Source organism: Desulfosarcina cetonica JCM 12296 (assembly GCF_001311845.1).
GTDB lineage: Bacteria > Desulfobacterota > Desulfobacteria > Desulfobacterales > Desulfosarcinaceae > Desulfosarcina > Desulfosarcina cetonica.
Genome location: NZ_BBCC01000018.1, coordinates 1 through 18,932, shown reverse-complemented (window position 1 = coordinate 18,932; position 18,932 = coordinate 1). Strand labels below are relative to the sequence as shown.

The window sequence follows — 18,932 nt, the reverse complement described above, 5'->3', positions numbered from 1 at the left end:
TCCAGTGTTCTGACGATGGAAAGGAAGAAAGCCCATGTCCAGCGATTCACCGGTCCGCTGCCCCTGGCCCGGCGATGATCCACGGATGATCGCCTACCATGACACCGAGTGGGGCGTACCGGTCCATGATGACCGCAAGTGGTTCGAATTTATTATCCTCGATGCGTTTCAGGCCGGCCTGTCATGGCGCACCATCCTGCACAGGCGCGAGGCTTTCCGAATGGTGTTCCACGATTTCGACCCGCAACGGGTGGCCCGCATCACCGATACGGAAATGGCCCGGGCGATGCAAAACCCCGCCATCATCCGCAACCGACTCAAAATCCGCGCCACCGTGACCAACGCCCACGCCTTCCTGAACCTGCAGGAAGCCCACGGATCTTTTGATGCTTTCATTTGGACGTTCACCGACGGCCGCGTGATTCAAAACCATTGGCACACCCCAGATGCCGTCCCGGCAACCACCGCCCTTTCGGACACGGTCAGCAAGGCACTCAAACAAAAAGGCTTCACCTTCGTGGGCAGCACCATCTGCTATGCCCTTCTGCAAGCCGCCGGGATGGTCAACGACCACCTGACAGGGTGTTTCCGCCACCGCGAATTGGGGGGATCTTGAGGCGAGGCCCGGCGGTTACCGTAAAAACCGCAAAGGCGATCCCCCTGCCCCTGCAGCTTGCTTTTAGCCATGGGGCAGTTTAGAGTCTGCACAGATGGGAAACACCCTTTCGAAAGACGACAGGCCCATGCACCCAGCAAAAGGCAGCACGATTTTGATTATCGAAGACGATCCCAACACGGCCGCGCTGATCGCCGTCTATCTGGAACGGGAAGGATTTTCAGCCGTGACCGCCGGCGACGGCGAAGCGGGGCTGGCCCTGGCCAACCGGCATCACCCGGTGCTGGTAATCCTGGATCTGATGATTCCGAAGGTGGACGGGTGGGAAGTGTGTCGTCGCCTGCGGCAAGACTCAGCCGTGCCGGTGATCATGCTCACCGCCCGCGGTGAGGAGATCGATCGGGTGGCCGGACTGACCTTGGGGGCGGATGACTATGTGGTCAAACCCTTCAGCCCCCGGGAGCTGGTCGCCCGGGTCAAGGCGGTGCTGCGCCGCGTCGAACCTGCCACTCCGCCGGCAGGGCAACGCCTGATCCACGGGCCGGTCTGCCTGGACCTGACCCTGCGGCGGCTGACCATCCAGGATGCCACCGTGGCCCTCACCCCCCACGAGTACACCTTGTTGGAAACGCTGATGACCACGCCGGGCCGAACCTTCACCCGTGATGAATTGCTCGATCGGCTCTATCCGCGCGGTGAGGCGGTGGTTATCGACCGGGTGGTGGATGTCCACATCGGAAAACTGCGTCAGAAAATCGAGCCGGTCCCGTCCGAGCCCCGCTATATTCTCACGGCCCGCGGTATTGGCTACCGTTTTGCCGATCGGCCGGCGCGATGAGGGAATCGTCATGGTCAAGCGCTACCTGATCGTCAAGCTGCTGACCGTCAATCTGCTCGTGGCGGGTTTTGCCATGGCCGTCGTCTGGCTCTCCATCGACACCCTGGCCGCCGGCTATTTCGTCACCCTCATGGAGAAGTACCACATCTCTCCAGAACCGGCCCACGCCATGTTTGTCGGGTCGGTGCACCGGTACCTCGTCTGGTCTTTTGCCGGCGCCATGGCCCTGGCCATCGTTCTCAGCTATGTCATCAATCGACGCATCCTGACCCCCTTGACCCGCATGGGCATCGTCTCCCGGAAAATCGCCGCCGGCGAATTCTCCGCCCGGGTACCGGTGACCACCGCCGATGAAGTCGGGCAGTTGGCCCGGGCCTTCAACCGCATGGCCGAGAATCTGGAGAAGATCGAGCAGTTGCGACGTACGCTGATGATCGACGTGGCCCACGAGTTGCGGACGCCCCTGACCAACATTCGCGGCTATCTGGAGGCCCTCAACGACGGCGTGCTCCCGCCGGCACCGCAGACGCTGTCCCTGCTACAAGACGAGTCCCTGCGGCTGGCCCAGTTGGTCGAAGACGTCCTGGAACTGGCCCGGGCCGATGCCGCCGGCGGCAAGCTTCAATACCGCGACGTGGTCCTCGAGCCCCTGCTGGATGCCATTCTCGCGACCTTTGCACCGGCAATTGAGAAAAAAGGACTCTCCATTCAAATAAAAACGCCCTCGGAGTTGCCCCCGTTCCGGGCCGATCCGGAACGTCTGACCCGAATCCTGCGCAACCTCCTCGACAATGCCGTGCAATATGCCCCATCGCAAACGGAGGTAAAGATCCGAATCAACATCGACCAACAGGCCGTGTACATGGATGTCTGCAACCCGGCACCGGATCTCAGCCCGCTGGACCTGCCCTATCTCTTCGAACGGTTTTACCGTGGCGAGAAGTCCCGCTCACGGCATCACGGCGGTGCCGGCATCGGTCTGGCCATCGTCAAGGAACTGGTAACGGCCCATGGGGGGACGGTCGCCGCCCGGCTGGAGGACGGGTTGCTTCACATGGCGATCACCCTGCCCAACCCAACCCCGCGGCAATGAGATTTGACATGCTGCTCACCCCGGGCTGGTGGTTTATCCTAAAATTGATTTGGGGAGGTCTCGGGTTAGGCGCCGTTGGCGTGATCCTGATCGTGCTTGGACGCGCCAGGGGGGGAGTGCGCTGGTATCGGGCGATTCAAAAGGAAATGGCGGCCCTGTCCTTGGAAGCCGAGCGTTCGGGCGAAGCCCGCCAGAAAGCCATCGGCCTCGTTATCGGGACATGCAGGGAAATCTCGGATTCTTTCTCCCCAGAACACGTCATCGACGCGGAACGCTTGTTTGCCTTTATCCGCGCCATCGCCGCTTGCTTTTTCCCCCATAGCGAGCGGCCGGAACTGCAGGTTTCCCTGGGACAGCTGATTAAAGGCCTCGACGCCTCCCTGTCCCGTTTCGACCAAATCCTTCACCGGCCTGGCCTGAAACAGCTCCAATCCCTTAATGTAAAAACCGTTCAAACCCTTTACCGTTGGTCCAATGGCCTGGTCCAAGGGCCCTGGGCAAAATGGTATCTCGCCCATCAAAAGCGGTTAAGACGGGTCTTCTGGCTGAGGTTGGTTATCCTTCCCGATCCGGTGTCGTGGGTCCTGTTTCTTTCGCGTAAGCTCGTCATTCTGATTTTATTGAAAAACCTTTTGCTGGACATCACCCTCTACATTGGCAAATTGGCCATCGATACGTTCGATCAGCCAAACAACCGTCCAGCGGCGGAAGACCCAGAAAATATCGAGGAAACCCTGGAGGCGCTTTCCCATGCCGATCCCACGCCGACCCGGGGATACGATCCGGAGATCGCCGCGATCCGGCATCACCTGGTGGGGTTGACGACCGTCATGTTCTCCGATCCGACCTTTCAGCGCTGGCGAACGGCTGTTCGGGAAGCCGCCGAGGTGATCGCCCGGCGCCATTTTCCGAATGCCGACCATCCCCTGGAAGAGGCCGCCATCGGCCCACTGCTCAACCGCACCCGCTCCTTGCTGAGCACCTTGGGAAAGGGAGATTCGATCTTCTTTGTCCGCTATCTCTACCAAACGCGCATCGAGACGCTGCTGCAGGCCAAAGAGATCAGTACCCGGGTGCTGACCCCCAAGGTGCGCGGCATTTTAAAGACCGCCGTCGCCGCCCGCGGATGGATCAAATGGCCGCTGAAACTCTACCGCCGGCTGAAACGATTCTCGCTTCCGGGGATCGCCGCCGATGTGGGATGGGTGCTGGGCAAGAAAACGGCCCTGATGCTGATTTACGGCCGAACCTTTGACCAAGCTTGCACGGAAATGGATGTGGTGTACCGGCAATCGGCCGCCATGGACAAGTCCGGCAGCAGACGTCCGGCGGATTCCGTGTAAACCCCTTGTTATCCAGGTCGCTGTCCATCCATATGGAAAGCCAGCTTGGCATTTCATCATCAGTTTGCTATTCACCCGTTAATTTCAAATCGGTTCATCTTTGCAATCAGCCCCACCCGGAGGAACACCGACATGCAAGCCATTGCCGATGCCGTACAGGCCCAGCGTGCCTTTTTCAGAACCGGCAGTACCTTGGACATCGATTTTCGCATCACCCAGCTCAAAACGCTGCGTGACGCCCTGCTACGGTATGAAAACCGGTTCTACGAAGCCTTCCGGGCCGATTTAAAAAACCGCCCATGGAGGTCTTCGGCACGGAAATCGGACTGGTACTGACGGAAATCCGGCATCACATCAAAAAGCTGGGCAAATGGGCCCGGCCGACCCGCGTGCCCACCAATCTGCTCAATTTCGGTTCGAGAAGCCGCATCTATCACCAGCCCTTTGGCGTTGTCCTGATCATGGCGCCGTGGAACTATCCGCTGCAACTGGCCCTGGCGCCGCTGGTGGGAGCCATCTCGGCCGGCAACTGCGCCATGCTCAAGCCGGCGCATTACGCATCCCACGTATCGGAACTGATCCGGACCATGATAGTTGAGGTTTTCGATCCGGCATATGTCAGCGCCGTCACGGGAGATCGGGCGGTCAACCAGGCGCTTCTCGAAGAGCGCTTCGACCTGATCTTTTTCACCGGCAGCCCGTCCCTGGGAAAAATCGTGATGGCCAAGGCCGCCCGCCACCTGACGCCGGTGGTGCTGGAACTGGGCGGTAAGAGCCCCTGTATCGTCGCCAAGGATGCCAAGATCGAGGTCGCCGCCCCGCGCATCGCCTTCGGCAAATTCATCAATGCCGGCCAGACCTGTGTTGCCCCGGATCACCTGTTCGTCCACCGGTCCGTGAAGGCGCCCCTGATCGCGAAGATCCGCGACTGGATCATCCGCAGCTACGGCACGGATCCCCAGGCGAGCGCGGATTTCTGCCGCATCATCAACACGCGGCAGTTCGACCGTCTGGTGACGCTGATGCGCTCGGCCGGCGCCATCGTCCACGGCGGCCGGGTCGATCGGGAAGACCGCTATATCGAACCGACCCTGATCGACGACATCCATTCGGGCGATCCCATCATGCAGGAAGAAATTTTCGGGCCGCTGTTGCCCGTGATCGAATTCTCCCATCTGGATGAGGTCATCGATATGATCAACGCCGGTGAGAAACCCTTGGCCATGTACTTCTTCGGATCAACGGTGGCCGATCGCGACCGACTCTTGCGGGAGACATCCTCGGGCGGGGGTTGCATCAACGACACCATCATGCACCTGTCCAACCCCAACCTGCCCTTTGGCGGCGTGGGTAACAGCGGCATGGGGCATTACCATGGCAAATTCAGCTTCGACACGTTCAGCCACCACCGCGCGATCCTGGAAAAGACCACGGCCTTCAATCCCAGCGTCGCCTACCCGCCCTACAAGCAGAAACTTCGCTTTTTGCGGTCATTTCTGTCATAAAGCGGATTCATTGACGCCATGAAAAACAACTCCATTTCCACTTTCCCATTCGCCGTGGTCATCCCGGTTTACAACCACGGCCGCACTGTGGCCGAGGTGGTGCGCCGCACCGCCTCGCTGGGCTTTGGCCTGTTCGTCGTCGATGACGGTTCCACGGACCTCGACAACGGCCGACTGTCGCAGATATCCGATTGCGGGGCAAGGCTCCTGCGCCACGGGGTCAACCGCGGAAAGGGCGCGGCCCTGTTGACGGGCTTCAGGGCCGCCGCCAAGGCCGGCTTCCCTTGGGCCATCACCCTGGATGCCGATGGCCAGCACATTCCCGAGGAGTGCAAGGCCCTGATCCAGGCCATCCCGGCCGGTAGCCGGCCGATTGTCGTCGGCCGGCGCATGGGCATGCTGGATGCCGGCGCGCCCTGGACCAGCCGGTTCGGTCGTGGTTTCTCCAATTTCTGGATCCGCTGTTCCGGCGGACCGGCCACAACCGATACCCAAAGCGGATTTCGCATCTACCCCCTGCCCGAGGTGCTGACCCTGAACATTGCCGCCAGACGTTACCAGTTCGAACTGGAAATCCTGGTCAAGGCCGCCTGGCGCGGGATCCCGGTAATCGAAACGCCCATCAGCGTGATCTACCGTCCCGACGGCGGGCGAATTTCCCATTTTCACCCGTTTCTCGATTTTTTGCGCAACACCGGAACCTTCACCCGCCTGATCGTCGCACGGGTATTCGGCCGTGCCCGACGGAGCCGCTGATCCGCCCATGCAACGCCTCTTCTACCACTTCCTGTCCCTGACCGCCCGATTCATCGGTGACTGGTTTTTCGTGCTCCTTTCCCGGTGCGTGGCCGCCGGCTATTTCATCCTTTTTCCCGGCCGGGTTAGGATCGGCATGGACTTTTACCGGGCCGTCTTTCCCCATCGCGGGCGTTTCTACCACCGGTATTGCACCTGGCGGCAGTTCCAGAATTTCACCTCCCTCTTTCTTGACCGCTTCCTGCTCCAGACCGGCCGCGAGATCGCCTACACCTTCGCCGGTCGTGAACATCTGCTGGCCGCCCTGCAAAATGGCCGCGGCGGCATCATCCTCATGTCCCACATGGGCAACTGGGAGATCGCCGCCCACCTGCTTCGCCGCAGCATTCCCGATCTGCCCCTGATGCTGCTCATGGGCCAGCGAGCCCGGGACGAGATCGAGCGGTTGCAGAAAAAGGATCTGGCCGCCTCGGGAATCCGAATCATCGCCGTGGACCAAACGGCCGGATCGCCCTTCAGCCTGGTGGAGGCCCTGTCGTTCCTCAGAAGCGGCGGGTTCGTCTCCCTGGCCGGCGACACCACCTGGCAGGCCGACGAGCGTACTGTAACGGTCGATTTTCTGGGGCACACGGCCCGGTTGCCCGAAACGGCCCACACCCTGGCCCTGGTATCCGGCGCGCCCTGTTTTTTTCTTCGCCGCTAAAAGAGACCATGGCGATTATCATTTCAGCGTGTCGGCCCCCATGCATGTCAACGCCGCGTCCCGGTCGGACCGCCGCTCCGCGATCCAGCGTTCGGCCCAGGCCTACGCCGATCAGATGCAGGCCCATCTGAAATCCGCGCCGTTCGAGTGGTACCACTTCGACCGCTTTCTCGAAGATCCCCATAAGGATGTAGCGGCAAATTGAAATACTTTGAATCCAAATGCATTTTCCTGTATATCACCCCGGCAGGCAATGCCGATTAAGGTCACATTTTCAAAGGATGAACAGGAGACATGACGCGTAGCGAAGTCACCGGGAAACTGCTGGAAATCTTCTCCCGGCAATTTGAGATCGACAATCCCGAATTGGACGTCGATCTACGGGAAGCCTACGAGTTCGACAGCATCGATGCCATCGAGCTTTTGCGGGAGATCGAGATCCTGCTGGGCGATCCACTGACCCGCGAAGAGAAAAAAAAAGCCATGGATATCCGCACCCTGAGCCAGATTGTGGACTATGTCATGGATTTGGCCGCCACCCGGCCCCCCGCCGAAGCGTGAAGCCCGCGTTCAATGGATGTTGCAGATGAATAGAAGAGTCGTCATCACCGGGTGTGCCGCCATCACGCCCATCGGCCATGGCAAGGCGGATATCGTCAGAGCCATGCAAAACGGTGTCTCCGGGGTCAAGCCGCTACGCAGCGACGGGTTGCTCACCGACTATATCCACTCCGGGGTCTACGGCACGGTGGACTACCCGATCGAATACGAATTCAAGCGCAGCCACCGCAAGACCATGGGGCCTGTCTCCTACTACGCCTGCCAGGTGGCCAAGGAGGCCCTGGCCGAATCGGGCCTCGATACGGCGTTCATCACCTCGGGACGCATGGGCGTGGCCTTCGGCTCGATTCACGGCAGCCCGTCGGTCCAACGCCAAATCTACCAGGTCTTCTTCGACGCCACGGGCGCCCGCCTGACCAGCGTGGGCGCGGTGGACTACCTCAAATCCATGGTCCACACCACGGCGGTGAACATCACGCGCATGTTCGGCATCACCGGCCGGGTGATCTCCTCGTCCACGGCCTGCACCACCAGCAGCCAGTCCATCGGCTTCGGCTACGAAGCGGTCAAGTTCGGCCTGCAGGATGCCATGCTGTGCGGCGGTGCCGACGAGTACGACACCACCACGGTGGCCGTGTTCGACAATCTTTTAGCCTGCTCCACCGATTACAATGACCGGCCCCACCTGACGCCACGCCCCTTTGACCAGCATCGCGACGGCCTGGTGGTGGGCGAAGGCGCCGGCGCGGTGATCCTCGAGGAATACGAATCGGCCAAGCGACGCGGCGCCCCCATTCTCGGCGAGGTCATCGGTTTCTCCTGCAACAACAACGGCGGCGACCTGATTCTGCCCAACAAGGACGGCATCATGCAGACCATCCGGCTGGGCCTGGACAATGCCCAGGTTCCGCCGGAAGCCATCGATTTTATCAGCGCCCACGCCACGGCCACCAAGATGGGCGACGTCATCGAGGCCATGGCCATGGCCGAGATTTACGGCAAGGGTCCCCGGGTGACCGGGCTGAAAAGCTATATGGGCCATACCATGGCCGCCTGCGGCGTGATCGAGACGATCCAGACCCTCTATATGATGCAGGAAGGGTTTATCGCCCCCACCCTCAACCTGGAGACCGTGGACGAACGCTGCAACGGCGTTCGCCATGTTCAACAGCTCCTGGAAGCGCCCATTCGCTTGGCCGCGGTCCAAAACTTCGCCTTTGGCGGCGTCAACACCTGCCTGATCCTGAAGCGGGCCGGGGAATGAACCCGGATTCCCAGGCAAAGAAAAGCCGAGGCCCGACATCCGGCCGGTGGTGGCGATGGTCCATTGACCTTGGGACCACTCTTTTGCTGTGGACCTATTTCACCATCGGGTTCCTGATTTTTTTGCCCCCCTGTACCTTTTCAGCGCAGCCCTGCCCGGCCGCCGGATGGCCATCTGGCAGACCCTGAATCACTTTTTTTACCGGTCTTTTTTTCAGCTCTGCCGGCTGTTGATGCCCCGCCAGCGCTGGCAAATCGACCCCATGGTAAAGGCCGTGCGGGCGTCGGTGATCGTGTGCAACCATCTTTCCTATATCGATCCGATCCTCTTGATCTCGCTTTTTGCCCGGCACACGACCATCGTCAAGGCACGCCTCTTCCGGATTCCCATTTTCGGCCTCATGCTGCGGTTGACCGGCTACATCCCCTCGGCCGCCGACCGCCAGCTGGCCGGCGTGATGGTGGCACGCATGGAAACCCTGTGCGCGGATCTGGCCGGGGGAGCCAACCTGATCGTCTTTCCCGAAGGGACACGCAGCCGGGATGGCGCCATCGGCCCGTTCAACGCCGGCGCCTTCAAGATCGCCCGACGCTGCCGGTTGCCGATCCAGGTGATCCTGATCCGCAATTCCCAACGGTTGTTCACCCCCGGCCGGTTCCTGTTCAACACCCTTTCGGCGAACACGATATCGGTCGTCGCCGTGGGCCGGATCATGCCCGACTACGACGATCCGGCGTTTTCCCTGAGCCGGTTGATTCATGAGGTTCGCGAGCGTATGGTAATGGCGGCCGAAACAGCCTGAAACAACGGATGCCCCAGCGGATCGTCAACCCATAACCTCAGCCAGGAAGGATTTCGTCATGAAAGTGGTCCTGATCTCCATGCCGGATGTCGTCCCCATCATCATCCACGAAATGGCGGTCCACATGCCCGGTCACGGCATCGCCTGCGTGGGCGGCAATATCGACGCGGAGCACGACGTCTACCTGATCGACCTGATCCGCAAACGCCGCAACATCCGTCGCTATCTGACCCGCACCCTGACCCGCATCCGGCCGGAGCTGGTGGGCCTCTCGGCCATGGCCTGGCAGTATGACACCTGCCTGAAGCTGGCGCGCCTGATCAAGAGAATCCTGCCTGAAGTAAAAATCGTCATCGGCGGCTACCACGCCACGTTGATGAGCGAGGAGATCGCCGCCTCGCCCGAAGCGGCCCTGATCGACTTCCTCATCCGCGGCGAAGGCGAGGAGGCTTGCCGGCGCCTGGTCAACGCCCTTTGCGGCAAGGACCGCCTGGAGGAGATCCCCTCCCTCTCTTACAAGGTCGACGGCACTTTCGTGCATAATGCCTGGGGCGGCCCGCTGGACCTTTCCACCCTCAAACTGCCCATCCGGGATAAGCGGCGGCTCACCTGGGGATACCACATTCTCAATTCCAAAATCGAGCTGATCGAGACCTCCCGCGGTTGCACCCGCGCCTGCACCTTCTGCAGCATGAAACACATGTACGGGCGAACCTTTCGCACCTATCCCATCGAGCGCGTACTGGCCGACCTGGACGACATCTATTACCGGAAAAAGGTTCGCTGGGTCTTCATCGTGGACGACAACATGGTCCTTGACCCCCAGCGGGTCATGACTTTGTGCGACGCCATCATCGCCCGCCGCTACCACAAGCTCAATCTGGTGGTGCAAGCCGATTGCATTTCGATTTCACGCAACGAAGCGATGGTCGAGAAGATGGCCCGGGCGGGTTTCCGCTCGGTCTTCCTGGGCATCGAGAATGTCTCCCCCAAGAACCTGGCCGCGGCACGCAAGGGCGACATTGTCACCGCCTCCCAGGAAGCCGTGGAAATCTGCCATCGCCATGGGATCATGGTAATCGGCGGACTGATCTTCGGATTCCCCGATGATGACGAGGCCGCCATCGTCAACAATTATCAATTTCTCAACACCATTGACGCCGACGCGGCTTACTGCCAGATTCTCACCCCCTACCCCAAAACCGAAATGCGCCGGCAGCTCATCAATCAGGGGCTGGTCACCAACCCCAACAACCTCAGCCGCTACAGCGGCCTGTGGGCCAACGTACGCACCCGACACCTCTCGCCGGCTCGGCTCCAATACCTGTTCTGGTATCACCGCCAAAAGGTGCTCGGGTGGTGGACCCCCTCAAAGCGCGTGCGCAGCCAGGGCAAGGCTGGACATCCATCTGGATCTATGCCTTTAAGCCCTTTCTGAAGCTCTACTACGACCATGTCCTCAAGAAACAGGGCTGGCACGGCCGCTATGAATGCGAGTTGGAGCGGCTGGCCCGCATGAACCATTTTCCCGATCTGGAGAACTGAGAAGTTAGCACCCCATGACGACTTCCCCCATCGACACCCAACAACCGGCGGTCTACCTGTGCCAGGTGGGCGCCAACGTCTCCTGCGGGGCGTGTTGCGGTCTCTACAACGTGGCCGACGCTTCCCCCGAAGGAATAGAAGCGATGCTCGAACGGCGCACGCGCTGGTTTGCAGCGGTGCCGCGCACCGTGGCCGGGCTGGATGCGTTTGCCGCGCAGGTGAAGGCATCCGAGCCCCAAGAGCGGCCCTTCCCGGATTTTCACCACTGTCCTTATCTGGGCCTGATCATCGATGACGGGCGACGCGTGGGCTGCCTGCTGCACCCCTGGCCGTGGGCAACGGCGGCGTGGATTGGCGCGGTCTGAGTTATTATGGCGGCATGGCCTGCCGCACGTACTTCTGCCCCAGCGTGCGCCAGTTGCCGGCCCGTTGGCTGGCCGCCCTGGGTCAGAGCATGGACCACTGGCACCTGCACGGGCTGATCGTCACCGAACGAAAGCTCTTGGCGGCATTTTTCACGGCAGTGGAAAAGCGACTCGGCCGGCCGGTCGAGGCGGGCCGGTTTACGGCGGGAAGCCGGGCGGCAACATGGCTCAACCAATTCGCCGCCCTGAAAACCGACTGGCCCCATAAACGCACGGGCGCACCGGGGCCGGGCAACTACTTCTTCGAGGATGGGCGCTATCCGCGGCCGGGGGTGTGGCGGGAAAATGATGCCATCCCCGCCTCGCCTGTTGAAACGATCCTGGCCGAGCTCGATTCGGGATTCGCGTCGGCGGCCGCACTGGAGAATGCCCAGGACCGCATTACTTCAATCATCGATGGGCTGGCGGCAGAACTCATGCCGCGATGATGGTCGCGAGATAGCGCGCGGGATAGCGGAACGCCTTAAACTTCTCAACTTTTTAAAAGTCTGCTCTTAGCGGAGAATAAGGATTCAAACGGCTTCTTCGAATTCAGCGATGGCGGCCATCATTTGATCGAACTGCGGGTTTTCGGTCTCCAGGATTCTCGTGTCGGCGGCAATGGCGGCAGATCGTACACGTGCAGGTTGTGCTCGTAATCGGCGATCACCAGGCATCGACCATCGGCTGAAAGTGCGGCGCACGCTGCCCGTTCGGGTGCGATGCGCACCTCGTCCAGTGGCTGGGTGTAAGGGGCGTCGAACACCCGGAAAGCGGACTCACCGTCTGTGGTCAGCACGCGTCCGTTGACCGCCTCGGCCACCGGCCATTCCGTCTCCAACGTCTGCTGAATCGTGTTTTCCCGCAGGTTGAGAAATTGCAGCGGATTTCCGAACATGGCGATGCTGTGCTTGCGATCTAAGGTCAAGGGCGTGCGCTGCATGAACAGTGCGGGTTCACCGATGGTGGCGTCAAGACGCCAGGAGATTCGGATTTCGCTTGGTGATCCGCCGACGAAGACATTTGCCACCCCCGAAGCGCCCAGGATCAGGGCCTCTCCCTCGTCGAGGGTAATACGCTGCACCGCACCCTCTGCAACAGCTGTCTGCCCGTCCCAGTAGATCTGGCCCGATTTCAGATCAACGGCCAGCAGATGCCCCTCTACCGTACCCACCAGTACGCCGGTATCATCGAAGAATGCCACCGCGGTGATTTCCTCTTCGGTAGCGCGAATCTCATGTACCATCTTGCCGCGGCCGAGGTCCAGAACGCGCAGCAATCCCTCGTAGCCGACAACGGCCAGTTGGTCATCGGGCGAGAAGGCGATGGGTGTGCGTCCACCCGGGAGGGCCTGCCCCTCGAAGGTTTGCACCAGCACCCCGCGATCGAGATCCCAGTATTTGACACATTGATCCGGATGCGAATTGCCCGCCGTCAGCGCCATTTTTCCATCTGCCCCGAGAACGATGGAACGGACCGTTCCGCGGTGGCCTTCCGGCGAATCGCCGCGAAAACGGCAGCGCAGGCGAATGGCGCCATCACTCGCCGCTTCCGTGAACTGGGCCGTGAAAGCGTTGAGCCGATCCACGTCGGCAGCACTCAATTGGGGAATACTTTGCAGACGTCGACCGATATCCCCCGGCGCTTCCATGGGGCGTCCGGTGGTGAAGGTGAGTTGTAGCAGGGTTTGCGTGGCATCGTGCAGGGGGAATTGCAGCACGTCTTGTGCCGTCGGTGCGCGGACGACATAGTCACGGGCAATGGACGCCTTCGTTTCCACAGGCATCGGGCGGCTGACAATTTCGACGGCTTCGAGACGGTAGGCCAACTGATAGCGGCGGTTCCCGTCGGCATCCGTGCGGCTGGTGACGACCCACAGCGTCCCGCCATTGCCCACGAGCCGGGCCAACCGCTCCTGGCGGGACCGATAGGTGTCGAAATGCCGCGGTGCATCGGCCCCCTTGGGAAACCATGCGTCCCATTGGATCATGACCATGGCGTGGGGCGGATCGCTGGGCGTGCGAGCCCGCTTTGCATCGGCCAACCGGGACAGCCACACCGATACCGCTCGCCGCTCGCCGTCGAGCAACCCTTCCCGAAAAATCCGCCGGGAATCAGCGACCTCGGCCATCTCTCCGGTAGCGCTGTCGACAAGGCGATCGAGCGCATCGACCAGTTGGTGAAACCGCCCGACCGCCGGGTCGCTGGCATCCGATTTCGTAATCGGCCCTTGCGTGTAGGCCAGCCGTCGAATTTGATCACCCACCCGCGCCATGATCGGGCAGCCGGCACCGACCAGCACATCAAGTTCCGGCATGAGGCGTTGATCGCTCCACTCAAGCCGATCCAAGGCTTTTCGGTACTGCAGCAGGCTTTTAATGTCATTGAAGACGAGCAAACCGGCGGCAGCGGTCCCGTCGGTGCGATCCCCGAACCACGCGCTACCTAGTGCACTGATAATGTCCGCAGGATTTTCAGCCCAGTGGATGTCTGCCAACCACGCCAATTCGCCCGTCAGCATGCTTTGCGCTGACTGCGGATCGACGCCGGGCGCCAACAGCACATGGACCGGCAACGACGCGTCGGTTTGTTTCCGCTGAGCGATACGGTTCAATTCGACAGGAAACCATTTGCTCTGCATCGATGCGTCCGACAACACGACCACCACGGCATGACATCCGTCAATCACCCGTATCAGTTCGGCCGACCAGTCATCTCCGGATCTGAGTGAGTGCCGGTCGATCCAGGGATTGAAACCCGCCTCCCGCAGGTCATGCCAGAGGGCGTCGACAACCTTTCCTTCGGAACCTGTGGCCGCAGCATAGGCCACCCAGACCAGGGGACGCGATCCAACCCATAACGACTCCCAGCGCGCCTGCCAGGCAAGGTCCGTCAGTTGAGCCTCGATCATGTCGCCGGGAGCAGCGGCCGGATCGTGGTTGAGTCCCAACAGCCGGGGCCGCAGCCGGTCGAAGGGGCCGTCGACCCTGAGTTTGATTTCATCGCCGTTGGTGCCACGCAGCCGCACCAGGCCCACTGGCGCATCCGGTATCTCCACCGCAGGATGTTGATCACGGACCTCGACCAAGGTGGTCTGCCAGCCGCCCGGCACCGGCCATCCCACGTCGATGCTCAATGGAAGCGGTCCGGGCATCTCCAGGGCAAGCCAACCCGTCGCCGGTGGGAAGCTGAGTTCGATTCCTTTCGGCCCGGTCCGGAAACCGATGGTCACTGCCGACGGAAGGCCCCCTACCCCAGGCAGATCGGAAGATGGCGTTCCACCGCGCAGCAGATCGATGTGGTGGTCCAGTGTCCGCATCAACGTTTGTCCGGCCCTGGACTGGCGGGCGCGATCGGTCAACCGGAGAAACGCCCCGGCTGTCCAGCGGACCAGATCCGAATCGACCGAATCCTGCGTCAACGCCTGAAACAGCGTCCCCAGTTCGATCTGCATGTTGCGGTATGCCTCCCAGTCGCCGCGCAGGCTGTAGTACACCACCGCTTCTTCCAGGGAAATGACGGCATCCATATCCCGATGCGCCGCCGCAATCACATGGTGAGCCAGGTCCAGTTCCGCCTGCCGGTGGGACAGCTCATCGTGCAAGCAGCTACGGACCTCGGGTATCAGCGTGATGGCACTGACATCGCGCGTCTGTACAAGGCTGCTGAAAAAAAGGTCGGACTCCACGCCGGCCTCCTCCCCCGGCATCACGCGCAATCGCATCGCCCGGATCAGTTCGGTTTCGATTCGAACGGCGATGGAGAGGTGACGGGCGAGGACAACCACCGCGGGACAAAGTTCCCGTTCGGCTTCGATCAGTTCGCAGGCGGTTTGCCGCTTCACGATACCCTCCTGGCGACAAGGCCGTAGCCGACGGTTTTGCGGATGGTGGAGACGGTGGTACTGCGGTCCCACGACAAGATGGTCATGCATTTTTCCAAGCTTGCCGGCCAGCGAGTCGGTCCATAGGGCACCAATGCGAGCAGCGGACAACCGGCGTCGCGGACCCGGTCGGCGAACACGGACCAGGTCTCTGCAGAAGCACCGACACCCAAAGCACGCCGCCCGGCGATACCCAAATCGGTCAACAAGACAACCGGCGTGCCGGTGGCCGGCGGTGTGTAACGCCGCCGCCAGGTCCGGCGGCTTCCCGGCCCGATCCCATGCAGCGGCAGGTCGGCGAAAAAGAGGGTTTCCACCCGGTCGCGTCCCACTACCATTTCGATCTGGCGGCGCAGCAATTCCTGGTCTCTGTAAAACGGCCAGGTTCCCGCCCCCCGATCGACCAACAATTGTACCCCGAACCTTAAGGTCGATAGGGTCAGATGGGGTAATGTGGCCAGCGGTCGCAGACGGGCTACCTGATCGAGAATTTTCTGGATATCCACGGCCCCTTCCCCCTGCGGTGTGGCCATGGCGGTACTGATCAACGCCCTGGCGGTCCGCGGGTGCCAAAGCGGTGCCAGTGGTGGACGAACCATGACCTGATCTTCGGTCGCATCGGGAAGGGCCGGCGCAGCTTCCAGCCATGCGGGCTCCCCATGCGGATCCGTTGCCGGACGGGTTTCGACCACTGCGTAGGGGATCGTTGTGTCCGCTGGCAGATGGTCCTCGGGTCCGGGGACGCTGATCGTCCGCCGATCTGCAGGCTTCACAACGCCGTCGTCCATGGGCGACAACCGCTGTTCATCCGCTTCTGCTTCGTCCGTCGCCGCTTCGGCCTGGATACGATCGGTAAACGTCAGCAATTCGACCGCCCACCGGCAACGATCGCTGTCGGTCCCGACCGTGGTGTGCGCAAGTGAAGCGAGAAGATCGCCGAGCCATATATCCCCATAGCCGGTCCGGAGATGATCGCTATTTCCTGAATTGGGCATGGTTGCCTTTCATGGACGCGCGTGAAACACCCAAAATATGTCAGCGGGTTTGCTGTTTTGGGGCAGGTCTTTTGGTCAGGGTCATTTCGACCAGATCGTCCCAATACTTCCATGCCGGTGCGGATTCGGCGTCCGCGTTTTCTTCGCCCGCCCCCGGCCGCCGCACCTGGATGTCGAGATCGATACAGGCACGGATGGCGTCCAGAAATTCTGCCGTGCTGGGCGGGCGATGCCCCTGGCCCTCTGCCTCGTGGCGCAGTTGCACCAGCGTCTGGGCCACGGCCTCATAGAGCCCGCTGCGCTCACCGCCATAATGCTTTTCAGCGATGGTGACCAGCTGGTCGCAGTCTTTTCCGTCAGATGCAGGACCACGCAACGTCGCAGAAACGCCCCGGGCAATTCCCGTTCCTCGTTCGTGGTGATGATGACCAAGGGCGAACGGCGGTCTCGGATGACATCGCCGGTCTCGTGTACCGTGAAGCGGTGCGATCCCAGGACTTCCAGCAAGTTGTTGGGCACGTCGGGGTCGGCCTTGTCGATCTCGTCGATGAGCACCACCGCGCCTTTGGATTGCTTCTGACCGGCCGGGTCTTTGGCCGGCGGTACCGGCGACGTCTCGGCACCGGTGGTTCCGCGCCGGCTGGCGTTCTGCGGATCGAAAGCCCACCACAGCGGGCCTGGTGTCAGATAGTTGCGGCAATCGGTCACCCGCTTTTGTGCGTCCTCGTCCACGCGGCTGACATTGGCGTCGTTCAGCCGTCCCAGGGCATCGAAACCCCACAACATGTCACGCGCCTGTGTCCGCGCTGTCACGGTAAACGGATAAAACGCGTGATCCAGGGTGATGGCCACGAATGGGGCCAACGAAGATTTGCCTGAGCCGGCCGGACCCCGTAGCAAAAGGGGACGTTCGGTAATCTGGGCCACCTGGACCGCGAAAACGGTTTTTTCGTCCCAGACATAGATTTGTCCTTTGCCCCGCTCGCCGAAGTCGACCGTGGATTCGGGGGGTAGGTCCTTTTTGTAATCCTCCGGCCGGAACAGCTCCTTTTTCTTTTGCATTGGAAGGGTCTCCTTTATTCAGTGCGAATCCCCAACCGCTTCAGTCGCGCAGGATCGCAGCACTGAAACGCCACCTGCTCGTTGTGCCGGGTTTGGGTTTCATCGTGCTGCAGTTTCGGCTCGATCACCTGAACCCGATCGGCCAGATCGGCCGGAATTTCGGGGATGGTCTCACCTGTCATGGCAACAAAGGTGATCCTTTTGAAGCTGTTGAGCAGCGACTTTAAGAGAGGCAGATCGAATTCAGAAAGTTGCACGGCTTCCACCGGTCTGAAATCCATGTTGGTTTCATCAAAGGCCATCTCCCGGTCGATCGCCTTGTCGATATCCTCGGCACTGGCTTGAAGTGATACCTCGTATTTCTGGCACAGCGCCCGGCGCAGCTGTTCGACGAGGTCGGCACCCGCCTGACGGCCTGCGGCACTGCGTGCGCCCACGGCAAGCGACGGCAATGGTGCCGGATCGGAAGATGCGGCGTCCTGAAGGTCGAGTAAATCCGGATCCTGCATTGGACGGGCTCGTCTTAAAAACATGTCACAGGTAAAATTCCCGTGGATTGCGTTGATCACCGCAGCGCGCCTGGAGGGTTCGCGAAAGGAGACCGATGCAAGCATGCGAGCCGCATCCTCATCCACCCAGAAGGGGAGATCATTGAAAACACCTTGAATGCGGAACAATCTGGCGGAATGGATTTCTTGATGAAGCGAAGCGCTTTGATCTGGTCGGGGATTGACGCGGCCAGTAGTCTGCGGACGAAGTGGAGTGATTCGGCATCCGCAAGGGTTACATGGGGCCATGTCGCCCAACCGAGATTCACGGCTGCCTCGCGAATGGCTTCCGGCGCCATGCGCCGAAAAATTTCCAGCAAGGCGCCTTCGATAGCACTGACCGGTCGGCAGGATTTTAGGTCGAGTGCTCTTAGCTTGCCAATAACCTCCTGCTCTTTTTCATCAATGGTACCGATCTGGTAATCCCCGAATTGGATGGCACCGAAAAACCCGTCCAGGATGGTTTGAATGGGCGTTTCATCGAGGATCAGCGGGAACAGGGCAAATCCGGATTGGGTTCGCTTACGGTAAGCCAGACAGCTGACTTCATACTTGACGAAGTCACTTTGAAGTGCCTCCTGGGAAAAAAGCACCACAGCGCCGTGGCAATCCTGCAATGCCTTGGTAATCGCCGGATTCCAGGCATCACCGACCCCGATCCGCTGGCGGTCAACCCACGGGTCGAGTCCGCTGTTAGAGAGTTGCTCGGCAAATTGCATCAGCCGGCTTTCGTGCGCCTTACTTTTGGCACTGTGGCTGATGAAAATTTTGGGTGGTTTCGGCTCGGTCATGAATTCAGCTCCGATAAAAACGTGACACGAGATCCCGTGGGGCCATGCCGCTGGGTTGACCGCCAAAGCGGATGCAACGGGGGCGGCCAACTCTTTATCTTGACTACTATATCATCGCGTCGATAGCGGTGTAATCCAGCCCAAAGGCCTCGGCCACGGCCTTGTAGGTGATCTTGCCGTTCACCACGTTGGCGCCTTTGCCGATCTCCGGATTTTCCCGCAT

20 protein-coding genes are annotated in these 18,932 nt (G+C 60.8%); 15 read left to right on the top strand and 5 right to left on the bottom strand.

Annotation, left to right across the window (positions count from 1 at the left end):
* Window positions 1–34: 34 nt before the first annotated feature.
* The 15 genes from JCM12296_RS06265 (at window position 35) to JCM12296_RS06205 (ending at window position 11,879) form a co-directional block, all read left to right on the top strand.
* Window positions 35–616: a DNA-3-methyladenine glycosylase I gene (locus JCM12296_RS06265; protein ID WP_054691068.1), complete on the top strand. Its 582-nt coding sequence runs from the start codon at window positions 35–37 to the stop codon at window positions 614–616.
* Between the two features lie 127 nt (window positions 617–743).
* Window positions 744–1,454: a response regulator transcription factor gene (locus JCM12296_RS06260; RefSeq protein WP_054691138.1), complete on the top strand. Its 711-nt coding sequence runs from the start codon at window positions 744–746 to the stop codon at window positions 1,452–1,454.
* Window positions 1,432–2,547, top strand: coding sequence for an ATP-binding protein (locus JCM12296_RS06255; protein WP_054691066.1), 1,116 nt, complete (start codon window positions 1,432–1,434; stop codon window positions 2,545–2,547). Before JCM12296_RS06260 ends, JCM12296_RS06255 begins: the two co-directional genes overlap by 23 nt.
* 8 nt (window positions 2,548–2,555) lie before the next feature.
* On the top strand, window positions 2,556–3,890 hold the full coding sequence (locus JCM12296_RS06250; protein WP_054691064.1) for a hypothetical protein: 1,335 nt from the start codon (window positions 2,556–2,558) through the stop codon (window positions 3,888–3,890).
* 132 nt (window positions 3,891–4,022) lie between these two features.
* The gene (locus JCM12296_RS41460) at window positions 4,023–4,226 is read left to right on the top strand and encodes a hypothetical protein (RefSeq protein ID WP_218187993.1); all 204 of its coding nucleotides are present in this window, start codon (window positions 4,023–4,025) and stop codon (window positions 4,224–4,226) included.
* Window positions 4,190–5,395 (top strand): aldehyde dehydrogenase family protein, encoded by a 1,206-nt coding sequence (locus tag JCM12296_RS06245; RefSeq protein WP_218187992.1) that lies wholly within the window; start codon window positions 4,190–4,192, stop codon window positions 5,393–5,395. The genes JCM12296_RS41460 and JCM12296_RS06245 overlap by 37 nt, the downstream gene beginning before the upstream one ends.
* A gap of 18 nt (window positions 5,396–5,413) precedes the next feature.
* Window positions 5,414–6,151, top strand: coding sequence for a glycosyltransferase family 2 protein (locus tag JCM12296_RS06240; RefSeq protein WP_054691062.1), 738 nt, complete (start codon window positions 5,414–5,416; stop codon window positions 6,149–6,151).
* Window positions 6,132–6,854, top strand: coding sequence for an LpxL/LpxP family acyltransferase (locus JCM12296_RS06235; RefSeq protein ID WP_157067410.1), 723 nt, complete (start codon window positions 6,132–6,134; stop codon window positions 6,852–6,854). The genes JCM12296_RS06240 and JCM12296_RS06235 overlap by 20 nt, the downstream gene beginning before the upstream one ends.
* A gap of 28 nt (window positions 6,855–6,882) precedes the next feature.
* Window positions 6,883–7,059 (top strand): hypothetical protein, encoded by a 177-nt coding sequence (locus JCM12296_RS37890; protein WP_157067409.1) that lies wholly within the window; start codon window positions 6,883–6,885, stop codon window positions 7,057–7,059.
* Between the two features lie 89 nt (window positions 7,060–7,148).
* Complete coding sequence (locus tag JCM12296_RS06230) at window positions 7,149–7,415, top strand: acyl carrier protein (protein WP_054691058.1); 267 nt, start codon at window positions 7,149–7,151, stop codon at window positions 7,413–7,415.
* Between the two features lie 25 nt (window positions 7,416–7,440).
* Window positions 7,441–8,679: a beta-ketoacyl-[acyl-carrier-protein] synthase family protein gene (locus JCM12296_RS06225; protein ID WP_054691056.1), complete on the top strand. Its 1,239-nt coding sequence runs from the start codon at window positions 7,441–7,443 to the stop codon at window positions 8,677–8,679.
* Window positions 8,680–8,767: 88 nt separating this feature from the next.
* Window positions 8,768–9,481, top strand: coding sequence for a lysophospholipid acyltransferase family protein (locus tag JCM12296_RS06220; RefSeq protein WP_054691053.1), 714 nt, complete (start codon window positions 8,768–8,770; stop codon window positions 9,479–9,481).
* A gap of 58 nt (window positions 9,482–9,539) precedes the next feature.
* Entirely contained in the window at window positions 9,540–10,919 is a 1,380-nt protein-coding gene (locus tag JCM12296_RS06215) for a B12-binding domain-containing radical SAM protein (protein ID WP_246804031.1), read from the top strand.
* A gap of 121 nt (window positions 10,920–11,040) precedes the next feature.
* Window positions 11,041–11,391 carry a hypothetical protein gene (locus tag JCM12296_RS06210; protein WP_054691051.1) on the top strand — a complete coding sequence of 117 codons (351 nt, stop codon included), beginning with the start codon at window positions 11,041–11,043 and terminating at the stop codon, window positions 11,389–11,391.
* The gene (locus tag JCM12296_RS06205; RefSeq protein WP_054691048.1) at window positions 11,373–11,879 is read left to right on the top strand and encodes a hypothetical protein; all 507 of its coding nucleotides are present in this window, start codon (window positions 11,373–11,375) and stop codon (window positions 11,877–11,879) included. The genes JCM12296_RS06210 and JCM12296_RS06205 overlap by 19 nt, the downstream gene beginning before the upstream one ends.
* A 119-nt stretch (window positions 11,880–11,998) precedes the next feature.
* Here JCM12296_RS06205 and JCM12296_RS06200 read toward each other — a convergent pair whose 3' ends face one another.
* The 5 genes from JCM12296_RS06200 to JCM12296_RS06180 all read right to left on the bottom strand — a co-directional run bounded on the left by JCM12296_RS06200 (window position 11,999) and on the right by JCM12296_RS06180 (window position 18,709).
* A complete protein-coding gene (locus JCM12296_RS06200) occupies window positions 11,999–15,274 on the bottom strand; it encodes a TIR domain-containing protein (protein WP_054691046.1) in 3,276 nt (1,091 codons plus the stop codon).
* Complete coding sequence (locus JCM12296_RS39655) at window positions 15,271–16,308, bottom strand: hypothetical protein (protein ID WP_054691044.1); 1,038 nt, start codon at window positions 16,306–16,308, stop codon at window positions 15,271–15,273. Before JCM12296_RS39655 ends, JCM12296_RS06200 begins: the two co-directional genes overlap by 4 nt.
* A gap of 81 nt (window positions 16,309–16,389) precedes the next feature.
* Window positions 16,390–17,370, bottom strand: a complete 981-nt coding sequence (locus JCM12296_RS06190) for an AAA family ATPase (RefSeq protein ID WP_054691042.1) — start codon at window positions 17,368–17,370, stop codon at window positions 16,390–16,392.
* Window positions 17,371–17,384: 14 nt separating this feature from the next.
* On the bottom strand, window positions 17,385–17,879 hold the full coding sequence (locus tag JCM12296_RS06185; RefSeq protein WP_054691040.1) for a hypothetical protein: 495 nt from the start codon (window positions 17,877–17,879) through the stop codon (window positions 17,385–17,387).
* A gap of 56 nt (window positions 17,880–17,935) precedes the next feature.
* Window positions 17,936–18,709, bottom strand: a complete 774-nt coding sequence (locus tag JCM12296_RS06180) for a toll/interleukin-1 receptor domain-containing protein (protein ID WP_054691037.1) — start codon at window positions 18,707–18,709, stop codon at window positions 17,936–17,938.
* Window positions 18,710–18,932: the final 223 nt, after the last annotated feature.